This is a genomic window from Halomonas sp. 3A7M (genome assembly GCF_014897875.1).
In the GTDB taxonomy this organism is placed as follows: Bacteria; Pseudomonadota; Gammaproteobacteria; order Pseudomonadales; family Halomonadaceae; genus Vreelandella.
Genome location: NZ_JABUZD010000038.1, coordinates 1 through 18,243, shown reverse-complemented (window position 1 = coordinate 18,243; position 18,243 = coordinate 1). Strand labels below are relative to the sequence as shown.

Sequence of the window (18,243 nt, the reverse complement as noted above, 5' to 3'; positions counted from 1 at the left end):
GCTATCAAGTCGAAAGAACCGGAATTGCCACTGGATATAAACGCGAATTAATCGCGTTTGTGAGATTAATTGAAAATTAGTTTAGCGTCTATAAACTAATTAAAATAGTTGCATGCTGATAAACTAATTGACCCTAGCGGAAGGGGCATGGCTTGATAAAGGACGCTATTAAAAGGAGTGTGTTATGGCAGCGCGACCAGCATCTAAAGTACGCGGGCGGCCACCCACCATTACGCGTGAGCGTATTGCGAATGCGGGTGTCGAGATTGGCCTACCCAATATCACCTTTGTGGGAGTAGCCGCCGCGTTGGGCGTTAGCCATATGGCGCTTTACAAGCACGTCGCTAATCTTAAAGCGCTGAAGGTGGTGGTAGCCGAAGAGATCTTTCGGCGCTGGAGAATTCCGCGTGCTCGTCGAGATGAGCCCGAAGAGCTGCAGGCGTATCTGTTCACTTTTGCTATGTCGATAGCTGAGTTTGTCAAAGTACACCCAGGGCTGACGCCCTACGTGATCCGTCGTCTGGCGGCGACCCAGCCGATGATTGAAAAAATCCATGAGCACCAAGCGCATATTGCCGAGGTCTATGAGATTTCCCAGTTACAAGCGCGTTGGCTTCTGGCGACGGTAGCCTTTCACTGCTTTGCCGTAGCGGACACGATTTACTCGGTGATGGGGCAGGAGCCTGTTGAGGCAATAGATCATGCCGTAGAAGAGGCCGAACTGGAGCAAGGTATTCAGGCGCTCATTGCTGGAGCTATCGCCATGCTGGATGATCATCCGCAGGGGCAGGAGTGAATGATCTCCTGGCCTTCGCCAGCGTGAATCGTGGCCGTCCGGTGGCCAAAGGCGAGATCGCTGAGCTTTCCAACGAACTGATCAAACAGCATTTGACCGTTTAAGTTATCCACACCCGGTTCAAAGTCGTGGGTCGGGCTGGAAGGGCAGCGCCTTTGCCGTCGTGATGACTTGATCAAACAGGGGGTGCCCAGGGTTGAGCATGTAGTTGAACTCTCTTGGCACGACCACGCTAGGAATTGCCAGGGCTAAACTGTGGCCGGAGTCCAACCAGCCGTCGCCAAGCTCGGCAGTTTCTGCTGGCGCAGGCGCTTCCCGCCAGTTATCCGGGAGATCGGCTTCTCCAACACCCAGAATGCTATCGGTCGGTAGTGTCAGGCGCAGTAGCGCATAGGCATTGAGCAACTGATAGCTTTCCAGATGCACCATGATTTCAAGCAGCGCCAGCGACTCAGCGCTTGCCACATACACACAGGCCTTACCCGGGCTGTTCCAGCGCCCGCCATAAAGGCGTGCGCCTTCGCCATCGAAAGCGTTGTCCTGATACTTGCGCTTGATCAAGCGGTAAGCGTTGACCTCATTCACGTAGCAACCCCATGCTCCAGTCGCCCAATCAGGTTCAGCACCGTTTGATACTCGGCAGAGGTTGCGCTCATTTCGATGGGCCTGCGCCCGCCCAGGCCAGTATTGGGTTTGAGCAGCCAGGTGCGGGCACCCTCGACGTCGCCTTCAAACAGGTCTAGCGCCGCCTTGAAGAGTTCGGCAAAGCGATATAGCCGGTCGCTTTCCGCCATCTTAAAGCGCCCCGACTTAGCACGGCGGCTCAGCGTGGCCGGGGGAATATCGACGTAGCCTGCCAGCGCCTTCTGTTCGATACCTGACGCCTTAGCCAGTCTGGGGTAGACCCTATACTCAACGCCTTGATGCAAAAGCTCATGCAGCTTGCGGCCTCTGGCAGGCAGGCCGATCTGGTGCCAGAAACCTGATGCCAAGGCTTTGGGTGGCTGGTATTGAGTGAAGTGCATATCCATGGTATTTCTCATTTGATATTTCAATGAACTATCAAATGGTATACGCCTCGCCTGCCCAGACGTCAAGTGAGATGGAAGGCATCGCCTCTAATCTCTTTAGCGCAACGAACTTGGCGCTTCTGGTGTTTCGCGGGCGCGGCGGCGTTTCATGGTCTGGGTGATCACGCCGTAGCGGGGGCCAGCGAGGAAGGCGAGGATTAGGAAAACGCCGGTCATTATCGCCATCATGCCGCCAATGGAGACGTTGAAATACACGGCGAGGTAGTAGCCAGAAATGCTTGAAGCGATCGAAATTAGCGCACCGATGATAAACATCATCCATAGCCGATCGGTCAGCAAATAGGCGGCGGAAGCGGGCACAATGGCAAAGGCGATAAACAGTACTGCCCCCACGGCATCAAAGGCCGCTACGGCGGTTGAGCTAGTTAGCATTAGCAGCACATAGAAAAGAATCGAAGGCATAAAGCCGAACGTTTTGGCCAGCGCTGGATCGAAGGTGGCTAGTTTCAGCTCCTTATAAAAGAGCCCGATAAACGCGTAGTTGAGCAGTGTCATCACGCTCATCGATACCAGCGCCTTGGGGATGGGCAGACCGAAGATGTCGAGAGTATCCAACCAGACAAAGCCGATTTCACCGAGCAGCACAGTATGCGTGTCGATATGCACATCGTTGGCGTAGACATTGAGTAACAGCACACCGATGGAGAAGAGCGCGGGGAAAACCAGACCGATAGCGGCATCCTGCTTTACCCGCTTGGTGTTGGCCAGTGCCTCGGTAAGTAATACGGTTAATAGCCCGGTTAATGCGGCGCCTATTAGCTGTACAGGCCCACTCTGCTGTTTGGTCAGCAGCCAGACAATCACAATGCCAAATACAATTGAGTGACTAATCGCATCAGTGAGCATGCTATTGCCGCGCAGCACAAGGAAGGTACCCACCGCCGAGGAGGCAATGCCAACCATGGCACCTACCAGAATAATGGGCAGCGCCGTGTTGGTTAGTAATTCAGCAATCATGTCACGACCTCTTCGAAGGTGGCGACCACCTGTTTGGCTGCCTTTTCTCCCCGCGATGTTAGCGCCCATCCGGCGCCGCCGTCAGAGGAGCGTATAAGGTAGCCTTGGCGCTTAAGTTTACTCAGCACCATGCGCGCGCCAAATGTTGCGCGGTAGTGTCGGGAGGCGCTGGGATGCTTGTAAAGCGTGTAGAGTAACTGCTGCTTCTGCAGCGCTTCTTTTTGGCGGTAATGCTTGATGAAGCCCCACAGCAGGCCTCGGCCGGGAGCAAGCGCCAGCGAGATGATGACAATAGCCGTTGCGGTGAGAATCACCAGCGGGCCGGTCGCCAGACCACGGGATAGGGTACTAATGGTTGCCCCCGAGACCCCACTGACAATACCGATGCCAGCGGCAATAACCAGCATCCCCCCCAGATGACGGCTCCACTGCCGGGCCGCAGCGGCTGGCGCCACGATCATGGCGGCCATTAATATCACGCCAACCATTTGCAAGCCGACCACCACGGCGAGCGCCACCATAGCGGTAAGCGCGGCTTCGATGGCGTTGACGGGCATGCCGAGCGAGCGGGCGTACTGCCCATCAAAAGTGACCAGCTTGGCTTGTTTCCAGAAGATGGCGAGCAGCGTGAGTGTGAAGAGGGTGATGCTGCCCATTACCCACAGATCCGAGCGTAGCGTAGCAGCGGCCTGGCCGAACAGAAAGGCTTCTAGCCCCCCTTGGGAGGCGTTATTGGTACCCTGGATATAGGTCAGCAGCACGATGCCAATGGCAAAGAAAATGCTTAGGCAAATGCCGAGAGCGGCATCGGTTTTCAAGCGGCTTTTGCGGGTCAGCAGCAGCATCGTCAGCGCGGCTAACGAGCCAGTGGCCAGTGAGCCAATGATAACGCCGCCCATATCCCGACTGCCGGTGATGATAAAGCTTAAACACACGCCGGGCAGCGCCGCGTGGGAGATGGCGTCACCGAGCAAGCTCTGGCGGCGTAACACCGCAAAGCAGCCCAGTGGGCCGCTGATCAGACCCAGTAGCGAGGCACCAATCACCACGTTTTGAAAGGTGTAGTCAGAAAGAAGATCAAGCCACTGCATGGGTTATTTTACCTTCGAAGCAGTGAACATCAGGGCGTCGCTATCGTTCAGCAGGGCAATCTGGCCACCATACGCCTGACGTAGATAATCAATATTAAACACGTCGTCAGCCTTGCCGCTGGCAATCACACGGACGTTAAGCAGCAACAGCCAGTCGAAGTAATTACGTACGGTTTGCAGGTCATGGTGGACAACAATCAGCGTTTTACCCGCATCACGCAAACGGCGCAGAATGTCGATGATGGCTCGCTCGGTGGTGGCATCAACCCCGGCCATGGGCTCATCGAGAAAGTACACATCGGCCTGTTGCACCAGTGCGCGGGCCAGAAACACTCGCTGCTGTTGGCCGCCGGAAAGCTGACTGATCTGGCGGTCGGCGTAGGCGCTCATTCCCACCATCTCCAGGGCTTCCAGTGACTCGTTACGCTCTTTACGCCCTGGGCGCCGGAGCCAGCCCAGGCGACCGTAAAGCCCCATGGTGACCACATCCAGCGCGGTGGTCGGGAAGTCCCAGTCGACGCTGGAGCGCTGCGGCACATAGCCAACGCGCCTGCGCTGTGAGGCGTAGGGGCGGCCATGCACCATGACCTCGCCAGAAAGTGATGGTACAAGCTCCAGCAGGCTCTTGATCAGCGTGCTCTTACCCGCCCCGTTAGGGCCGACAATGCCTGCCATCACGCCGGTAGGAATCTCTAGGTTAATATCCCAGAGAACGGGCTGATTATGATAGCTGACGGTCAGGTTCTGAATGCTGAGCGCCGTGTCGGTTGTTGCGGGTGTCGCCATTGTTGCAGTGCCTTATTGAATGATTAGTGAGCGAGCTTCCACTCGGTAGCCCAATCGTTCATTGCTTCGGGAAGCGGTGCCAGGGTACCGCCAAGCGCTTCGACGATATGCTGGGTGTTGCGGTAGATCATGCCCATATAAGTGCCATCGACCGTGTCTGGGTCGCCCATGGCATCGGAGTAGAGTTCACCGCCAATTTCGACAACCTGGCCCCGCTGTTGGGCGGCATCAATAACGGCTTGAACCGTGCGCGGATTAATAGTGCTCTCGATGAAAAGGGCCGGAACCGCGCGATCCACCACAATATCTGTCATGTTGCGAATATCAGCAATACCCGTTTCCGTTTCTGTGCTAATGCCCTGTATGCCTTCCACGTCGATATCGTAGGCGCGGCCAAAGTAACCAAAGGCATCGTGAGCGGTGACCAGAATGCGTTGCTCATCGGGAATGCTGGCGATACTGTCTGTCACCCATTCGTGTAGGGCAAGCAGTTGAGTCTGATAGCGCTCGGTATTGGCATCAAACGTCGCGGCGCAGTCGGGGCGTGCTTCACTCAGCGCGGCATTGAGCGTGGGCAGTGTTTGTGCCCATAAAGAAACGTCCATCCACAGATGAGGATCAATGCCGTACACATCCTGTGAGGTAATCAATGATGCAGGGTCAATCGAGGCAGGGGCGACGGCAAGCGTAGGTGTGCGCTCGGAGAACCTTTCCAGTACGTCGCCTAGCTGACCTTCCAGCGAATAGCCCGAGTAGAAAATCTGTTCTGCGTTTCGCAGCGTTGCCACATCGCTAGCGCTTGCCTGATACAAATGAGGGTCTACGCCTGGGCCCATCATGGCTTCCACATTAACGCATTCGCCGCCTACTTCCTGCGCCACATCGGCGATCATACCAATCGTTGCCACCACGTTTAAGGGGGGGGTATCGGCAGTTGCCAGCGCACTTAAAGGCAGCGTTGTTAATAGGATCACTGCATGCTTTGTTGCCATTATTTAGCTCCAGACTCTACATGGGATAGAGGATGATTAAAGCAGCGTTGCTTCGTGCAAGTTTATTTCTTTTGGGAAAAAAGTATAGCCTTGGCTAAGTTTGTGGCGCAATTAACCCAATGTCAAGCGGATAAACGGCGTTGAAATGAGCTGAGAGGTGAGCTTGGATGATGGCGGGAATAAACATCAGGCGCATGGGAAAATGGTGCATTGGTGGAAAAGCACCATTTTCCCAGCTCCTCATTAATTAGCGCATAGAATTGATGATAAGGAACGATTTGTTGAGCAAGGCTTAGGCAGTTTGACTAGCTAAACGCCGTTCCTGTAAGCGTTGAACGACAAACCAGTCAACGATAAGCATAAAGATCAAGGAAGCGCCGACGAGCGGAAAAATAACTCCCCCGATCACCAGCATGACAGTCAGGCCACGAAACACCCGTTTATCGCTCGGTAGTGGTGGGACTCCCATCGCGCCCGAGGGGCGTCGTTTCCACCACATCACCGCCGCTGACACTGCCAGCAGAATAATGGCGAGGCAGACCGTCAAGAACAAGAGTTGATTGAATAATCCAAACTGCTGACCCATATGCACGTTAATACCAAATTCCAACCAGCGGCCCAAGGGTCCATAGTCGGCATAGCTCATGTCGATCAAGCGCTCGCCAGTGTACTGATCAAGGTGCACCACGCGCTGTTGGCTAAGGTCATTGGGATAGACCGAGCCGGTGTACACACCGGTTGCCGTAGTCGGCAGGCTGACAGCATAGCCATTATGTAATCCCAGTTCATTGAAAATGGCGACAGCACCGTCAAGGCCGATGCTCTCTGCCTGACCTGGCTGCTGTGAGGATTCTGGGAGTTGTGCCTGTTCGAGTGACCAATTGGTTGGGCTTTGTTCGTTTAAACGTGCCTCCGACATGGGCACTTCAACGCGCACCCCGGCGGGGTAGCCAAAATTGTTACCGTTGGCCCACTGGTTAACCTGCCCGCCCCATACGCCCGACCAGGGCATGCCCGTGATTGCCAGAAAGACGATAAAGGCGCCGACAAATAGCCCGGTAACCGCATGCAAATCGCGCCAGAATACCCGGCTTTTCGGCTTGCCACGTACGCTAACCACGCCGCCTGCGCCTTTACGCCGTGGCCACCACAGGTAGATGCCGGTGAGCACCAGTAGAATTGACCAGCCGCCAGCTATTTCAATCAGTTTGCGCGCCGTCGGGCCAAAGTATTTCAAGCTGTGTAAATAGCGAACGGTCCACATCACGGTGCCACGGTCATCCAGTGCTCCCAGTACATTAGCCGTGTAAGGGTTAACGTAAACCGCTAATCGCTCGCCCTCCGCTGTGTTAATCGTGATCTCCGCGGAGCTATCCGGCGTCGCGGGGTCGGTGAATTTTACGGCGGTGCCGGGATGAGCCGTCAGCGCTGCACTTACCAGCGCAGAGGGAGGCAGCGTGGCCTCTTGAACGGCCACGCGCTCAACATCAGCGTGTATCAGCGCGTCCAGCTCGTCTTTGAATAAATACAGCCCGCCAGTGATCGCCAGACTAATCATAAACGGCAGCACCAAAAGGCCAGCGTAAAAATGCCAGCGCCAAACGGCGCGATAAAGATCGAAGGTTTTGCGTTTACCTTCTTGTGAGGAGGACGCGATCGTCATGTAGTGTCTCCAGACCACCAGGCAACGAGCCTGCTGGTTTAATGAGTCAGGGGAAACAGGTGCTCTACTGAGCACCTGAGTGAATCAGAAGCTGAAGTCGGCCCGTGCCCACACCATCCGGCCAGGCTCGTTAATACCGCGATCCAGATCAGCGGGGTAGCCAAAAGCGGCGTTACCGGCTAGGTTCAGGTGCTCGGTGTAAGTGGTGTCGAAAACGTTATCCACACCCACACTCAAGGTTAGGTGGTTGCTTGCGTGATACGCGCCATTAAGCGAGAACACCCCGAAACCTGAGGATGATTCCAGGTCTTGGCCGACGACATTGCCTTTTTCGAGCGCAGTGCGGTTTTGTGCCGCGACGCCACGCCATAGGCCGCCCACGGAGTAAGCGTCGCGTGCATAGGTCAAGCCAACATTAGCTTCCAGCGGTGGGATTTGAGGTAAGGCTTCATTGTCGTCGGCATTACGTCCCCAGGCATAGGCCAGGGAGGCATTGCCCACCCAGTTGTCGGTTATTTGATAGCTGGCACCCACTTCGGCACCTGCAATCTGGGCATCAATGTTATCGATTTGAGTAGTGCCCATGCCCGCTGTGTTGTAATCAAACAGAATAAAATCGTTTACATATCCTGCATATCCGGACACCCACGCGCTCAAGCGCTGGTCGTTGTACTGAGCACCGATATCCAACTGGGTGGTTTTTTCGGCTTGAACGCCATCGAAGGCATTCAAGCTGCCGGCCGGGCCTGCTTTGTTGGAACTTAGCTCCCAATAGTCAGGAAAGCGTTCCACATGCCCAACACCGGCATACCAAGTGATTGGTGCTGAGGCTAAATCTTGCTCGTAGCGGACAAAGGCACTGGGCAGAGTGTCACGGCGGGTAAGGCCTGCGGTAGCCGTATCCAGGCTCTCGTCACTGACGCGATAGCGGTCTACCCGGGCACCACCAATCAGGCGGTCACGTTCACCTATATACCGGGTGACCTCGCTGAAGGCGCCGAACTGGGTCTGCTCGTAATCGGGTTGCCAGCGCTCTCCATCCAGGTTGCGGTGTACCTGATGTTCAACGTCGACGCCAGCGATCCAGGTGGTGTTTTCCCACTCCCAGGTGGACGCAGCGCGCGCACTTCGAGTACGGCGATCAACCCGCATGGCCATGCCGTTACTCATATCCATGCCGCCGCCCATGTCCATGCCACCGCCCATGTCCATGCCGCTGCCCATATCCATGCCGCCACCCATGCTCATGCTGCCCGGTGAACGAAGGGTAAAGTTATCCATAATATGGTCGGCGTAGGCATAGTTGGCCTGCATTTCCAGACGTTTCCAGTGCTCGCCTAAATTCTCGCGCTGAAAACGTATGCCCACGGTTTCGCGCAGAAACTTACTGCCATCCATGCCCCGTCCGGCATAGCGCGCTTCACCGTCTCCTCGGCCAGCGGTGACTTCAAGCCAAGTGTCGTCGTCGGGTGTCCAGCCTATGGCCACGTCGCCGTTCCATTTATCCCACTGAGAGGGCACAGCGTTGCCGTCGCCATCTTTATAGTCGTTGGCCTCTGATTGGTTGCCAGTAATGCGCAGATAGCCCGCTTGATTACCCACTGCGGCATCAATGCGGCGATCAAAGCGACCATAGGTGCCCAGCATGACGCTGCCATCTACACGTACGCCCGCTTCATCGAACTCTTCTGGGCCGCGGTCAAAGCGCACCGTTGCCGCTGAGGCACCTGGCCCCCATAGCACCGACTGTGGCCCTTTGGTGACGGTGAGGCTATCGTAATTTTCAGGTGAGATATAAGACGTCGGCGCATCCATGCGCGCCGGGCAAGCGCCTAGCATTTGGCTGCCATTGGTCAGCACCCGTAGACGCGAGCCAAACATGCCACGGAAAACCGGGTCACCGTTGGTGCCGCCGTTACGAATGGCAGAGAACCCCGGAATGGTCTGAAGGTAGTCGGCACCGTCGCTGGCAGGGGCCGGTTGGCGCGGTATGCGTGGGTCAGTTTCCACCGTAAGTGGCGAGCTTAGCGGTACAGCGGTGACGACCATGGTGTTGAGCGCATGATGATGGTCGTGGTGAGCGGCAGGCGACTGTGCCCATGTGCTTTGAACAGCCACGCTCGATGCCGCGGCGATGCTTAATGTTAGTGCGTGTCGTTGAAAACGGTTTTTTAAACGGGCAGGCGTAACGACGCCATGCCCAGTAGCTAGATGCGACATGATGATCCCTTTTTTTGATGTAGACAGCCACTCGCCTGAAGCGAGCTTCAGGCTGAAAGGGCTGACGATGTGGCGTTATACACGTCGCAAAAAGGGCGGAGCTCGCGTTAGCGCGTGGGGGTAGTTATCACAGGAGCGCATCGCCTGTGTCGGTTGCGTCAGCAGTTGCCCATGCGTGATAAACGCTTGCTGGCTGATCGCGGGAAGAACGGTTGGTGTCGTTGGAAACTGTTGCCAGACGGCGCAGTAGCCACATTGGTGAAACCAGTTAAATATCGGCTCTACCGCTTCAGCATGGCCTGAAGAGTGGTGATGTTGACTTGCTTGCGGGGCCGCGTGCTGATGATGGTTTCCATTCTGGTGACTTGATGAATGGCTAGAGGAGTGGTCAGTGCCGTGGTTAGCGTGATGTTGCCCACCCGCTTGATACTGCGAAATTAGCGGCCCGCCCAGTAGGAGATGCATCGCCACAAACGCCATATAAAGCGCTATGCGATACCAAAGAGTCCCTACTGAACGTGATAAGTGCATTTGCTCGATACGCTATTTGGGCCGTGTTATGTTGTTTCATATAGAGTGCTTGGCAATTTTAGCTGAAATTTCCTTATGAAAATGTGAGGGCGGTGCGGTCAATTGACACGTAGGGGCTATTGGCGTCGGATAAAACGAGTGCTAAATCAATTCATAGCTCCGACGTTGTGTATTAGTAATGCAAGATCGATACACTGCGCACTAGCGCTGTCACCTGCTTACCTACAGCGAGTTTCATTTCATCTGAGGACTTGCGAGTTAAGCGTGATCTAAGGTGAATAGAACCAAGGCTCAACAGCAGCTCCACCGAGTGTGGGCTGGTGGGCAACGTTTCCATTTTTTTAATAGTAGCCGCGAGCTGATTACGGTAGCTGGTGTCCTTTGTCGGTGAGAGTGCCAAGGCAATATCCCGTGCAAAGATACGTACGCGCAAACGGCTGCCGACAGGCGCTGATATACCCGGTATTATTAATTGGTGACACTTATCAAGCGCAAGATGGGTTAGCTGGTATACATCGTCATGTTCGACAACTCGACCTTCGATAATCGAGGCGGCATCGAACCCTCCCAGCTCCTCGGTTAAATCAAAGCGCTGCAAAAGACCATGTAATGGATCGCTAGCAATAACGCGCCCCTCTTTCATCAGTACGAGATGATCAGCAATTGCCGAGATCTCTTCGGGGTCGTGGCTGACGTAAATCACCGGGATTTGAACCTGGCGAGTCAGTCGCGCAATGAAGCGCAACAGCTCTTGCTTACGTGGCCCATCCAATCCGGAGAGTGGCTCATCCATTAGCAGTAGCTGAGGATCGCTCAGTAGTGCCCTGCCTATGGCGACTCGGCGTGCTTCGCCGCCCGAAAGGGTACCCGGTATCCGCTCAAGTAAATGTCCGATGCCAAGCAATTCGACAATCTCATCGAAGCGGTGAGTTGCTCGTTTAGGCATGCCGTAGGTGAGGTTGCCTCGCACTCGGTAATGAGGAAAAAGACGCGCCTCCTGGAACACAACGCCAATGCGCCGTTGATGGGCGGGTACATTCTGGCGCTGTTGGGTGTCTAGTAGCACCTGGTCGCCGAGCTGCAGTTTGCCTACGCCGGGTGTGTCCAAGCCTGCAATAATGCGCAGTAGGCTGGTTTTGCCGCTTCCTGATATGCCAAAAATACCGGTCACACCGCTAGCGGGCAGCGTGAGCGATGCTTGCAGCTGGAAGTTGCCAAGGCGTTGTTCAACAGAGAGCGATAGCGATGAATGGGCAGAGGCGTCGGGAGACGTTGGGTTAGTAGGCATCACGTTCCTGTAAACGCTGTTGGGTGCGGCGCGCTAGCCATTCAGAGGCAATTAACGAGAGCAGGGCAATAATGATGGCGAGAAAACATAGCCTTGCCGCAGCGGCTTCCTGACCGGGTGTCTGAATTAGCGTATAGAGTGCTAGGGGTAAGGTGCGCGTTTCGCCAGGGATATTAGAGGCGAAAGTGATAGTGGCACCGAACTCGGAAAGCGCGCGAGCAAAAGCCAGCACGGTACCTGTTAGCAGGCCGGGGATCGCCAGCGGCAATGTGATGGTGGTGAATACCCGCCAGCGACTAGCGCCTAGCGTGCTGGCAGCCGCTTCGAGTTTGGGGTCAACGGCCTCAAGGGATAAACGCAGGGCCCTCACCAGTAATGGAAACGCCATTACGCCGCTAGCAACGGCTGCCCCTTGCCAAGTAAATGGCAATGATACGCCTAAGTTGCTGTAAAGCCATTGACCAAACACCCCTTGCCTGCCCAAGCCAATTAACAGTAGATACCCCACAACCACGGGCGGCAGAACCAGTGGCAAGTGTATCAAACCATTGACCAATGCTTTCCCGCGAAAATGATAGCGGGCTAGCCACCAAGCGACGGCAATGCCTGGGGGCAATATCCATGCAACCGCCGCTAAGCCGATCAGTAAGCTTAGGCGAATAGCCTCCCACTCCGCTGGAGAAAGCGTCACGGTGCACTGATGCTTGTGTCAAAGCCATGCTCGGCAAAGATAGCGAGGGCTTCTTCACTGGTTAACCACGCCTGTAGCGCCACGGCAGCAGCGTTTTGCTCTGCATCAATCAGGGCGATGGGGTACGTAATGGGGTCGTGGCTGGCGGCTGGGAATAACCCAAGTACCCTGACGGCCTTGCTGGCAAAAGCATCCGTTTGATACACCACACCGATGGGTGTTTCTTCACGCTCTACCAGCGCTAATGCAGCGCGCACATCATTGCCACGGGCTAGGCGCGGCGCTAGAGCTTCCCATTCGCCCAGTGTCTCCAGTGCTTGCTGGGTATAGATACCGGCCGGTACATGGTCTGGGTCTCCCACGGACAGTCGGTCGCGCTCGCCTAATAGCGTTTCAATAGCGATGCCTTCCCCTGGGGTGAACTGCATTGGCACGCTATCGCTGGCACTAACAAGCGCCAATCGATTTTGCAGTAAATCTCTACGTTGCTGCACATTGATATGCTGATCTTCAAGCCAATCCATCCACGTCACATTTGCGGAAAGAAATAGCTGCGCGGGACTGCCGCTGGCGATTTGTCGAGCAAGGGTAGACGACGAAGCATAAATCGCGGTCACATCAACGTCATTATGCGTTTCATAAACCGCAATGGCATCGTTTAGTGCATCGGTCAGCGACGCAGCGGCTGCAACGTGCACATTGTCGCTCGCGAGCGCTGATGCTGTCGGAAGGCTAAATAGAATAACGCTGGCAAGCAGGCGATTGTTCACACCGAAGTTAAGCATCGTTTTATTCCGCTATTTCCACATGGATATAGCGGAGATTAGCGAATACTCAGCGCGTGTTCAATGACAAATAACGCGTGGCTGGATGGCGATCAATCATTGTCGCGCTCGGCACCATCAGAAGGTGACAGAAGCGCTAGCAGTGCTTTGGCATCGTCAGGCGTTGCCATCACAAACTGCTTTTCCAGTGCTCGATAGTGGGTAAGTACTTGTTTGCCAATCTCTGTTAGGTGTGCTCCACCCCGTGCATTTCCACCGGAACTTGTTACCACCAGCGGTGATAAAAAGTAGCCGTTCATAGTTTCGAGCAGTTGCCAGGCTTTTTTATAACTCATGTTCAGCGCGCGGCCCGCCGCGGAAATTGAGCCGGTTTGATCAATCATTTCCAACAGGTCAGCCTTGCCAGGGCCAATCACCACATCGTGGTTTAACGCTAAGCGCAGCTGGAAGGTAGGGGAAGGGTGATGGGTGCGTGTCATTGTTGAACTCTGCTGATGACTATGTGCGTATCAGTTTAGCAACGATATAGCCCCCAACGCTTACCATTTAGTGGTTAGCAAAGAAGAGTGCGCAGCTTAGCTTAACGAGGCTTGGGCCTTCTTCTAACGGCGTTGAAGGTTGCTCAGATTTGGTGCGCTTATCCGTTTTTGTGTTCTCTTTTGGTGCTTAAAGCCGTTGGTAGCTAACAATCTCAAAGCTTAAGTTATTGTGTCGACAAAGAAACGTGGTTTTTCACCATTTTGGCGCACTCCTTGCATTTCAAGTTGAAATATTGACCAACTGGAAGCGATAGCGCCATGACTCTGTGTGAACTTGCGACACCTGCCGCTAGCTCAGGCCATCGCTTTGATGGCGAGCGCCACTGGGCGGCATCGCTGGCGCTGCGTTTTGCTAACCGTGAGGGCACAACCCGATTGGTGCAGGCTCGTCACCAAGGGCCGCTACGAGTACAGCGGCCGTTTTACCCAGAAGGCAGCACGGAAGCTTGCCATGTGTACGTGCTGCATCCACCCGGTGGTTTAGTCAGTGGCGATGCCCTGACGATTCGCGCCCACATCGAGGGTGATGCTCATGCGCTGCTCACCACGCCTGCGGCTAACAAGCTTTATAAAGCTGACAGTCAGGGCGTTGCCTGGAACCAACAGACTGAGCTTAACGTGGAAGATGGCGGCATCCTTGAGTGGCTTCCTCAAGAAACGATCGCCTTTGATGGCTCCAAAGGCGCTCAGCGAACGCATATTGCGTTGCATGGCAGTGCCCGTTGCTTGGGCTGGGAAATCATGGCGCTGGGCCGCCCCGCCAGTGAACTTCCCTATGTAACAGGTCGCATTGAGCAGCACTTTCGTTTAACCCTAGATGGCAAGCCGCTGTGGCTTGAACGCCAACCGTTGGATCCTGCACATCCGCGTTTTAACGGGCGCTGGGGGCAGGGGGGCGCCACGGTGCAAGCCACGCTATGGGCGGTGGGCTTAGAAGATGCCGGTGTGGCGATTGATGAGCTACGCGAAGCGCTGCCGGACAACCCGCGTTGGGCGGTTACCGTTCGCCAGGGCGTGCTGTTATTACGTTATCTCGGAAACTCACGCAATGAAGCCTGGACGCTGTGTGAGCAGGCGTGGCATGTTCTGCGCCCGCACTGGATCGCGCGTGTCGCCCACACACCGCGCATTTGGTTAACCTAAACGTTGTGCAGCAGGTGCTAAATAAGTTATTTGTACTAATGCAAATGAAAACCTTTTGCATTAAAATGGTGGTCTGTGACCTGCACCGAGATGCACCATGCTGCTCAACGTCTTATCCTCTTCCTATTGGCTGCTGATCTTACGCATCCTGGCCGCGACGCTTGGCGGCTATATCGTTGCTGCACTGTTTTCGGTGGCAGCGCTTGGCTTACCGTTTGATACCATGATGTCTCTGCGTATCGGCATGATGGGAAGCTTTATTATTTGGGCGGGCGTGGCGATCTGGTCGTTTATCACGCCGAGTTTGATACGTCTTTGGGGAGCTATCGGTCTAGCCATTGGCGGCCTTCTAGTGGTGGCTAACTATGGCGTCCACTAAGCGCAGCGTGAGGCGTAATATGGCCCAGCTGCACACATGGTGCGGCTTGTTGGCTGCTTGGCTGCTATTTGCCGTTTTTCTGACGGGCACTCTGAGTTACTTCAAAGAGAGTATCTCGTTGTGGATGCAGCCCGAACTTCCGAGTGTCGCCGCGAACGCTGAGTGGGACAATCGGCGCCTGGCGGATTACTGGCAGCACTATCTTACTGAACATGCCTCCTCAGCGAGAAATTGGCAGATCACTTTTCCTAATGAGCGCGAGTCGGTCTCGACAGCCGTCTGGTTTGGGCAGGATGGGAGAGAGCAGTCGGTACTTGACCCAACCACTCTGACGTTGGTTACCCCGCGAGAAACGCGTGGGGGGGATTTTTTCTACCGATTCCATTTTCAATTGCATCACCTCCCCGCCGTCTATGGCCGCTGGCTCATTGGTATCGCCACCATGATGATGTTCGTGGCAATCATCAGCGGCGTGATAACCCATAAAAAAATCCTGCGCGACTTTTTTGCTTTTCGGCCCCAGAAGGGCGCGCGTAGCTGGCTAGATGCGCACAATGCATTTTCTGTGTTAACGCTGCCTTTTCAGCTAATGATTACCTACACCGGCTTGATAACGCTCATGTCGCTCTATATGCCTTGGGGAGTAGAGCGCGCGTTTCCCGATGCTGACGCGCGTCGCCAAGCGACCAGTGAACTGCATGCCTTTCCCCTCTCTGACTCAGCCACGGGGCAGCCTGCAGCGTTATATGCCCTTAGCGAACTGGTCGGTGATGCTGAAGCGCATTGGCAGAAGCCGGTGCAGTCCCTGAGGGTAAGCCACCCTGGCGATGCAGGTGCGCGTGCCGTGGTTTGGCAAAGTACCCACGAGGCGTTATCTGCGCACCGCCCACAACGTATCTATGAGGCCAGTTCGGGCGCCTTGTTAGCAGAGACTCAGCCGCAACGCATTGATGAACAAGCACACGGCATTATGGTGGGGTTACATGCCGGCCGTTTTGCCGACTGGGGCATGCGCTGGATCTATTTTGCATTAGGGGCTGCTGGGTGTGGCATGGTGGCAACTGGGCTACTGCTGTGGACGTCAAAGCGTAAGCATAAGAAGGGCGGCGTGGTGGGGATGTGGTGTGTCGAGCGGCTTAATATAGCCACGTTGGCCGGCATGCCGATTGCCGTATTGGCCTTTTTAGCCAGCAACCGACTTTTACCGGTGGCGCTTAGTGGGCGTGCCCCATGGGAAATCCATTGCTTCTTTGCCGCCTGGCTGCTCGCGTTGCTACACGCTGTTTTAAGACGCTCGGCCTCGCAGGCGTGGCGGGAGCAGTTAGCTCTGATCGTTATCTTGTTACTGTGCCTACCAATGCTGAATCTCTTGGTGCCTTCCTATCGTGTTCTAGGTGAGCTTGCCGCAGGTAATTGGCAGCGTGTTAGCGTTGACCTGATGTGTTTGGTCGGCGCGCTGACCATCGTCTGGCAGATGAAACGAGCTGCTAAAAAAGCGAGCACCCGTGTGCAGCCCATTCAGGTGGCGTCATGATGCTTATCACGATTCTGGCACTCGGTACGCTGGGCTTTGCATTAATTGCGCTATCGGATAGTCGCCATCGACGCCGTTGTGGTCTTAAGCCTGCTCAACAAAAACCTTGGTTCTGGGCGGGCAGTGCGATACTCGGTTGGCCGCTTTGGTTGGCAATGGAAACCTGGAGCACAGGGCTGGCAATAACGCTATGGCTGGGCTGTCTAAGCATCTCGGCGGGAGTGGTATTTCTTGGTCTGGCGATGTTTGAGCGCTTCCGCCAGCAGCCGTAATTACCCCCGCCGCTGGCGTTACCCCACGACCAAGATTTCAATCTGTTATTTAGTAATGGTTGTTGTCTAAGAGCTGAATATAGCCCGTTAAATCGATTAGATAACTATGTACTTGCAAGGGTTGGTACTTGCATTTAAGCTGCGCATCCCCCATTAATTAGGGGTGGTCATACAGCATGGCCCAGGAGGTTGCAAGTATGTTTAACGAAGAAAAAGTGGCTCAGATGGCGGCTTACCTGCTAGGGCAGCGTGGTGGCCAGATGTCATATCTGAAACTGATGAAGCTCTTGTACCTTGCAGATCGTACCTCTATGGAACGATTTGACGAGCCGATGACAGATGATGCTTGGGTCTCAATGGATAAGGGCCCAGTGTTATCGACTGTTTTGGAGCTAATGCAAGGTGCTAGTCGTAGTGGAGAATGGAACAGTTGGATCGCTGGCGGGCCTGTTCCTTATGAAGTTTCTCTAGCTTGTCGTGATAGTGATCGAGATAGCTTTGATGAGTTATCAGATGCGGATGTTGAAATCCTTGACGAGGTTTGGCAACGATTTGGAGCCATGACTCGCTGGGAGTTGGTTGAATACACTCATCTGCACTGCCCCGAATGGCATGATCCACATGGCTCAATGCGTCCTATCCGGCCTCAAGATATGTTTCAGGCAATTGGTAGAACACCGGAAGAAGCAGACGAACTCTCTGCCGAAATTTTTCAGCGCCGTGAACTCAGACAGGTGATGGGACGTTTGGCGTGACAGAGTATTGTCCTTTTCGCAAGGGAACCCTGCTAATCCTCTCTGGGCCTGTAAACCATCTTCACATCATCATGAACGATCCCGTTTATTATCCAGAGCGCGACTACTACGGGGTTCTTCTAGTAAATATTTCATCTGTAAGGCCAGGTCGTCGATACGACAGAACATGCCTCATTGAGGCCGGTGAACACCCTTTCATCCGACATCAAAGCTATGTCGTCTATGGTGACGCGGTGGTGAAAAGTGCTGATGACATCAGCCAGTTCGTTTCAACTGGTGAATTTTCAGCTCGAGATCCTGTAGATGAAATTAATTATCAAAGGGTGTTAGAAGGTTTCGATCACTCCCCAAAAGTAGCACCAAAAATCAAACGGTTTATCCGCAATTACATGAAGTAGAAGTTAGATGTCATCGCTTACTTCGACGTTCCAAGTTTATTATTTAGCTACAAAAAAACAGCCTGGTGGTAGACTCTCTGCTATTGACAGTAAGCGAATGGACGTGTCCTGCTTATGTAGCTGAATGACCGCGACAACAAGGCCGCGATCAATATTCACTAGCAAAGTACGCCATTATGACGGACCAAAGGTCAGTCGGGTTCTTTCAATAGAGACTTGTATCAATCAAGCCGCGCACCGTTTGCTGCTTGAAAAGTTGGAAACCTCGCTCAATTGGGCGGTGAGGAGGTCAGTGCGCCGGGCATGGCGCACATCTATAGGGTGAAAGTCCC

At 54.5% G+C, this 18,243-nt stretch carries 20 protein-coding genes; 7 read left to right on the top strand and 13 right to left on the bottom strand.

Annotation, left to right across the window (positions count from 1 at the left end):
- Positions 1–184: 184 nt before the first annotated feature.
- Positions 185–796 carry a TetR/AcrR family transcriptional regulator gene (locus tag INT19_RS02965; protein WP_193059662.1) on the top strand — a complete coding sequence of 204 codons (612 nt, stop codon included), beginning with the start codon at positions 185–187 and terminating at the stop codon, positions 794–796.
- A 120-nt stretch (positions 797–916) separates the two neighbouring features.
- On the opposite strand, the gene INT19_RS02955 is transcribed toward INT19_RS02965, so the two are convergent.
- The 13 genes from INT19_RS02955 to INT19_RS02895 all read right to left on the bottom strand — a co-directional run bounded on the left by INT19_RS02955 (position 917) and on the right by INT19_RS02895 (position 13,370).
- A complete protein-coding gene (locus tag INT19_RS02955; protein WP_193059661.1) occupies positions 917–1,381 on the bottom strand; it encodes an RES family NAD+ phosphorylase in 465 nt (154 codons plus the stop codon).
- Positions 1,378–1,827, bottom strand: a complete 450-nt coding sequence (gene parS / locus INT19_RS02950; RefSeq protein WP_038479340.1) for a type II RES/Xre toxin-antitoxin system antitoxin — start codon at positions 1,825–1,827, stop codon at positions 1,378–1,380. The genes INT19_RS02955 and parS overlap by 4 nt, the downstream gene beginning before the upstream one ends.
- Positions 1,828–1,923: 96 nt before the next feature.
- Positions 1,924–2,844: a metal ABC transporter permease gene (locus tag INT19_RS02945; RefSeq protein WP_193059660.1), complete on the bottom strand. Its 921-nt coding sequence runs from the start codon at positions 2,842–2,844 to the stop codon at positions 1,924–1,926.
- Positions 2,841–3,935, bottom strand: coding sequence for a metal ABC transporter permease (locus INT19_RS02940; RefSeq protein WP_193059659.1), 1,095 nt, complete (start codon positions 3,933–3,935; stop codon positions 2,841–2,843). Before INT19_RS02940 ends, INT19_RS02945 begins: the two co-directional genes overlap by 4 nt.
- Positions 3,936–3,938: 3 nt before the next feature.
- The gene (locus INT19_RS02935; RefSeq protein WP_193059658.1) at positions 3,939–4,721 is read right to left on the bottom strand and encodes a metal ABC transporter ATP-binding protein; all 783 of its coding nucleotides are present in this window, start codon (positions 4,719–4,721) and stop codon (positions 3,939–3,941) included.
- A 23-nt stretch (positions 4,722–4,744) separates the two neighbouring features.
- A complete protein-coding gene (locus INT19_RS02930; protein WP_193059657.1) occupies positions 4,745–5,713 on the bottom strand; it encodes a metal ABC transporter solute-binding protein, Zn/Mn family in 969 nt (322 codons plus the stop codon).
- Positions 5,714–6,005: 292 nt separating this feature from the next.
- The gene (locus INT19_RS02925; RefSeq protein WP_193059656.1) at positions 6,006–7,376 is read right to left on the bottom strand and encodes a PepSY-associated TM helix domain-containing protein; all 1,371 of its coding nucleotides are present in this window, start codon (positions 7,374–7,376) and stop codon (positions 6,006–6,008) included.
- An 84-nt stretch (positions 7,377–7,460) separates the two neighbouring features.
- Positions 7,461–9,596, bottom strand: a complete 2,136-nt coding sequence (locus INT19_RS02920; RefSeq protein WP_193059655.1) for a TonB-dependent copper receptor — start codon at positions 9,594–9,596, stop codon at positions 7,461–7,463.
- Between the two features lie 75 nt (positions 9,597–9,671).
- Positions 9,672–10,061, bottom strand: a complete 390-nt coding sequence (locus tag INT19_RS02915; RefSeq protein WP_193059654.1) for a DUF2946 domain-containing protein — start codon at positions 10,059–10,061, stop codon at positions 9,672–9,674.
- A gap of 238 nt (positions 10,062–10,299) precedes the next feature.
- A complete protein-coding gene (modC, locus tag INT19_RS02910) occupies positions 10,300–11,415 on the bottom strand; it encodes a molybdenum ABC transporter ATP-binding protein (protein WP_193059653.1) in 1,116 nt (371 codons plus the stop codon).
- Positions 11,405–12,106, bottom strand: coding sequence for a molybdate ABC transporter permease subunit (modB, locus tag INT19_RS02905; protein WP_125752723.1), 702 nt, complete (start codon positions 12,104–12,106; stop codon positions 11,405–11,407). Before modB ends, modC begins: the two co-directional genes overlap by 11 nt.
- Positions 12,103–12,891: a molybdate ABC transporter substrate-binding protein gene (gene modA / locus INT19_RS02900; protein WP_193059652.1), complete on the bottom strand. Its 789-nt coding sequence runs from the start codon at positions 12,889–12,891 to the stop codon at positions 12,103–12,105. Before modA ends, modB begins: the two co-directional genes overlap by 4 nt.
- A 92-nt stretch (positions 12,892–12,983) precedes the next feature.
- Complete coding sequence (locus INT19_RS02895; RefSeq protein ID WP_193059651.1) at positions 12,984–13,370, bottom strand: winged helix-turn-helix domain-containing protein; 387 nt, start codon at positions 13,368–13,370, stop codon at positions 12,984–12,986.
- 318 nt (positions 13,371–13,688) lie between these two features.
- Here INT19_RS02895 and INT19_RS02890 point away from each other — a divergent pair, with 318 nt between their 5' ends.
- The 6 genes from INT19_RS02890 to INT19_RS02865 all read left to right on the top strand — a co-directional run bounded on the left by INT19_RS02890 (position 13,689) and on the right by INT19_RS02865 (position 17,911).
- On the top strand, positions 13,689–14,573 hold the full coding sequence (locus INT19_RS02890) for an urease accessory protein UreD (protein WP_193059650.1): 885 nt from the start codon (positions 13,689–13,691) through the stop codon (positions 14,571–14,573).
- Positions 14,574–14,670: 97 nt separating this feature from the next.
- Positions 14,671–14,952 carry a DUF3649 domain-containing protein gene (locus INT19_RS02885; protein ID WP_193059649.1) on the top strand — a complete coding sequence of 94 codons (282 nt, stop codon included), beginning with the start codon at positions 14,671–14,673 and terminating at the stop codon, positions 14,950–14,952.
- Between the two features lie 19 nt (positions 14,953–14,971).
- Entirely contained in the window at positions 14,972–16,486 is a 1,515-nt protein-coding gene (locus INT19_RS02880; protein WP_193059648.1) for a PepSY-associated TM helix domain-containing protein, read from the top strand.
- Positions 16,483–16,758, top strand: coding sequence for a DUF3325 family protein (locus tag INT19_RS02875; protein WP_193059647.1), 276 nt, complete (start codon positions 16,483–16,485; stop codon positions 16,756–16,758). Before INT19_RS02880 ends, INT19_RS02875 begins: the two co-directional genes overlap by 4 nt.
- Before the next feature lie 197 nt (positions 16,759–16,955).
- Complete coding sequence (locus INT19_RS02870; protein ID WP_193059646.1) at positions 16,956–17,513, top strand: Panacea domain-containing protein; 558 nt, start codon at positions 16,956–16,958, stop codon at positions 17,511–17,513.
- Positions 17,510–17,911 (top strand): hypothetical protein, encoded by a 402-nt coding sequence (locus INT19_RS02865; protein ID WP_193059645.1) that lies wholly within the window; start codon positions 17,510–17,512, stop codon positions 17,909–17,911. The genes INT19_RS02870 and INT19_RS02865 overlap by 4 nt, the downstream gene beginning before the upstream one ends.
- Positions 17,912–18,243 lie beyond the last annotated feature (332 nt).

What these genes read in the sequence shown, in the direction of transcription:
- INT19_RS02945 (WP_193059660.1), bottom strand. Translation starts at nt 2,844, where the DNA reads ATGATTGCTGAATTACTAACCAACACGGCGCTGCCCATTATTCTGGTA.
- INT19_RS02940 (WP_193059659.1), bottom strand. Translation starts at nt 3,935, where the DNA reads ATGCAGTGGCTTGATCTTCTTTCTGACTACACCTTTCAAAACGTGGTG.
- INT19_RS02935 (WP_193059658.1), bottom strand. Translation starts at nt 4,721, where the DNA reads ATGGCGACACCCGCAACAACCGACACGGCGCTCAGCATTCAGAACCTG.
- INT19_RS02870 (WP_193059646.1), top strand. Translation starts at nt 16,956, where the DNA reads ATGTTTAACGAAGAAAAAGTGGCTCAGATGGCGGCTTACCTGCTAGGG.
- INT19_RS02880 (WP_193059648.1), top strand. Translation starts at nt 14,972, where the DNA reads ATGGCCCAGCTGCACACATGGTGCGGCTTGTTGGCTGCTTGGCTGCTA.
- INT19_RS02915 (WP_193059654.1), bottom strand. Translation starts at nt 10,061, where the DNA reads ATGCATCTCCTACTGGGCGGGCCGCTAATTTCGCAGTATCAAGCGGGT.
- INT19_RS02895 (WP_193059651.1), bottom strand. Translation starts at nt 13,370, where the DNA reads ATGACACGCACCCATCACCCTTCCCCTACCTTCCAGCTGCGCTTAGCG.
- parS (WP_038479340.1), bottom strand. Translation starts at nt 1,827, where the DNA reads ATGGATATGCACTTCACTCAATACCAGCCACCCAAAGCCTTGGCATCA.
- modA (WP_193059652.1), bottom strand. Translation starts at nt 12,891, where the DNA reads ATGCTTAACTTCGGTGTGAACAATCGCCTGCTTGCCAGCGTTATTCTA.
- INT19_RS02965 (WP_193059662.1), top strand. Translation starts at nt 185, where the DNA reads ATGGCAGCGCGACCAGCATCTAAAGTACGCGGGCGGCCACCCACCATT.
- INT19_RS02875 (WP_193059647.1), top strand. Translation starts at nt 16,483, where the DNA reads ATGATGCTTATCACGATTCTGGCACTCGGTACGCTGGGCTTTGCATTA.
- INT19_RS02890 (WP_193059650.1), top strand. Translation starts at nt 13,689, where the DNA reads ATGACTCTGTGTGAACTTGCGACACCTGCCGCTAGCTCAGGCCATCGC.
- INT19_RS02920 (WP_193059655.1), bottom strand. Translation starts at nt 9,596, where the DNA reads ATGTCGCATCTAGCTACTGGGCATGGCGTCGTTACGCCTGCCCGTTTA.
- modC (WP_193059653.1), bottom strand. Translation starts at nt 11,415, where the DNA reads ATGCCTACTAACCCAACGTCTCCCGACGCCTCTGCCCATTCATCGCTA.
- INT19_RS02930 (WP_193059657.1), bottom strand. Translation starts at nt 5,713, where the DNA reads ATGGCAACAAAGCATGCAGTGATCCTATTAACAACGCTGCCTTTAAGT.
- INT19_RS02885 (WP_193059649.1), top strand. Translation starts at nt 14,671, where the DNA reads ATGCTGCTCAACGTCTTATCCTCTTCCTATTGGCTGCTGATCTTACGC.
- INT19_RS02925 (WP_193059656.1), bottom strand. Translation starts at nt 7,376, where the DNA reads ATGACGATCGCGTCCTCCTCACAAGAAGGTAAACGCAAAACCTTCGAT.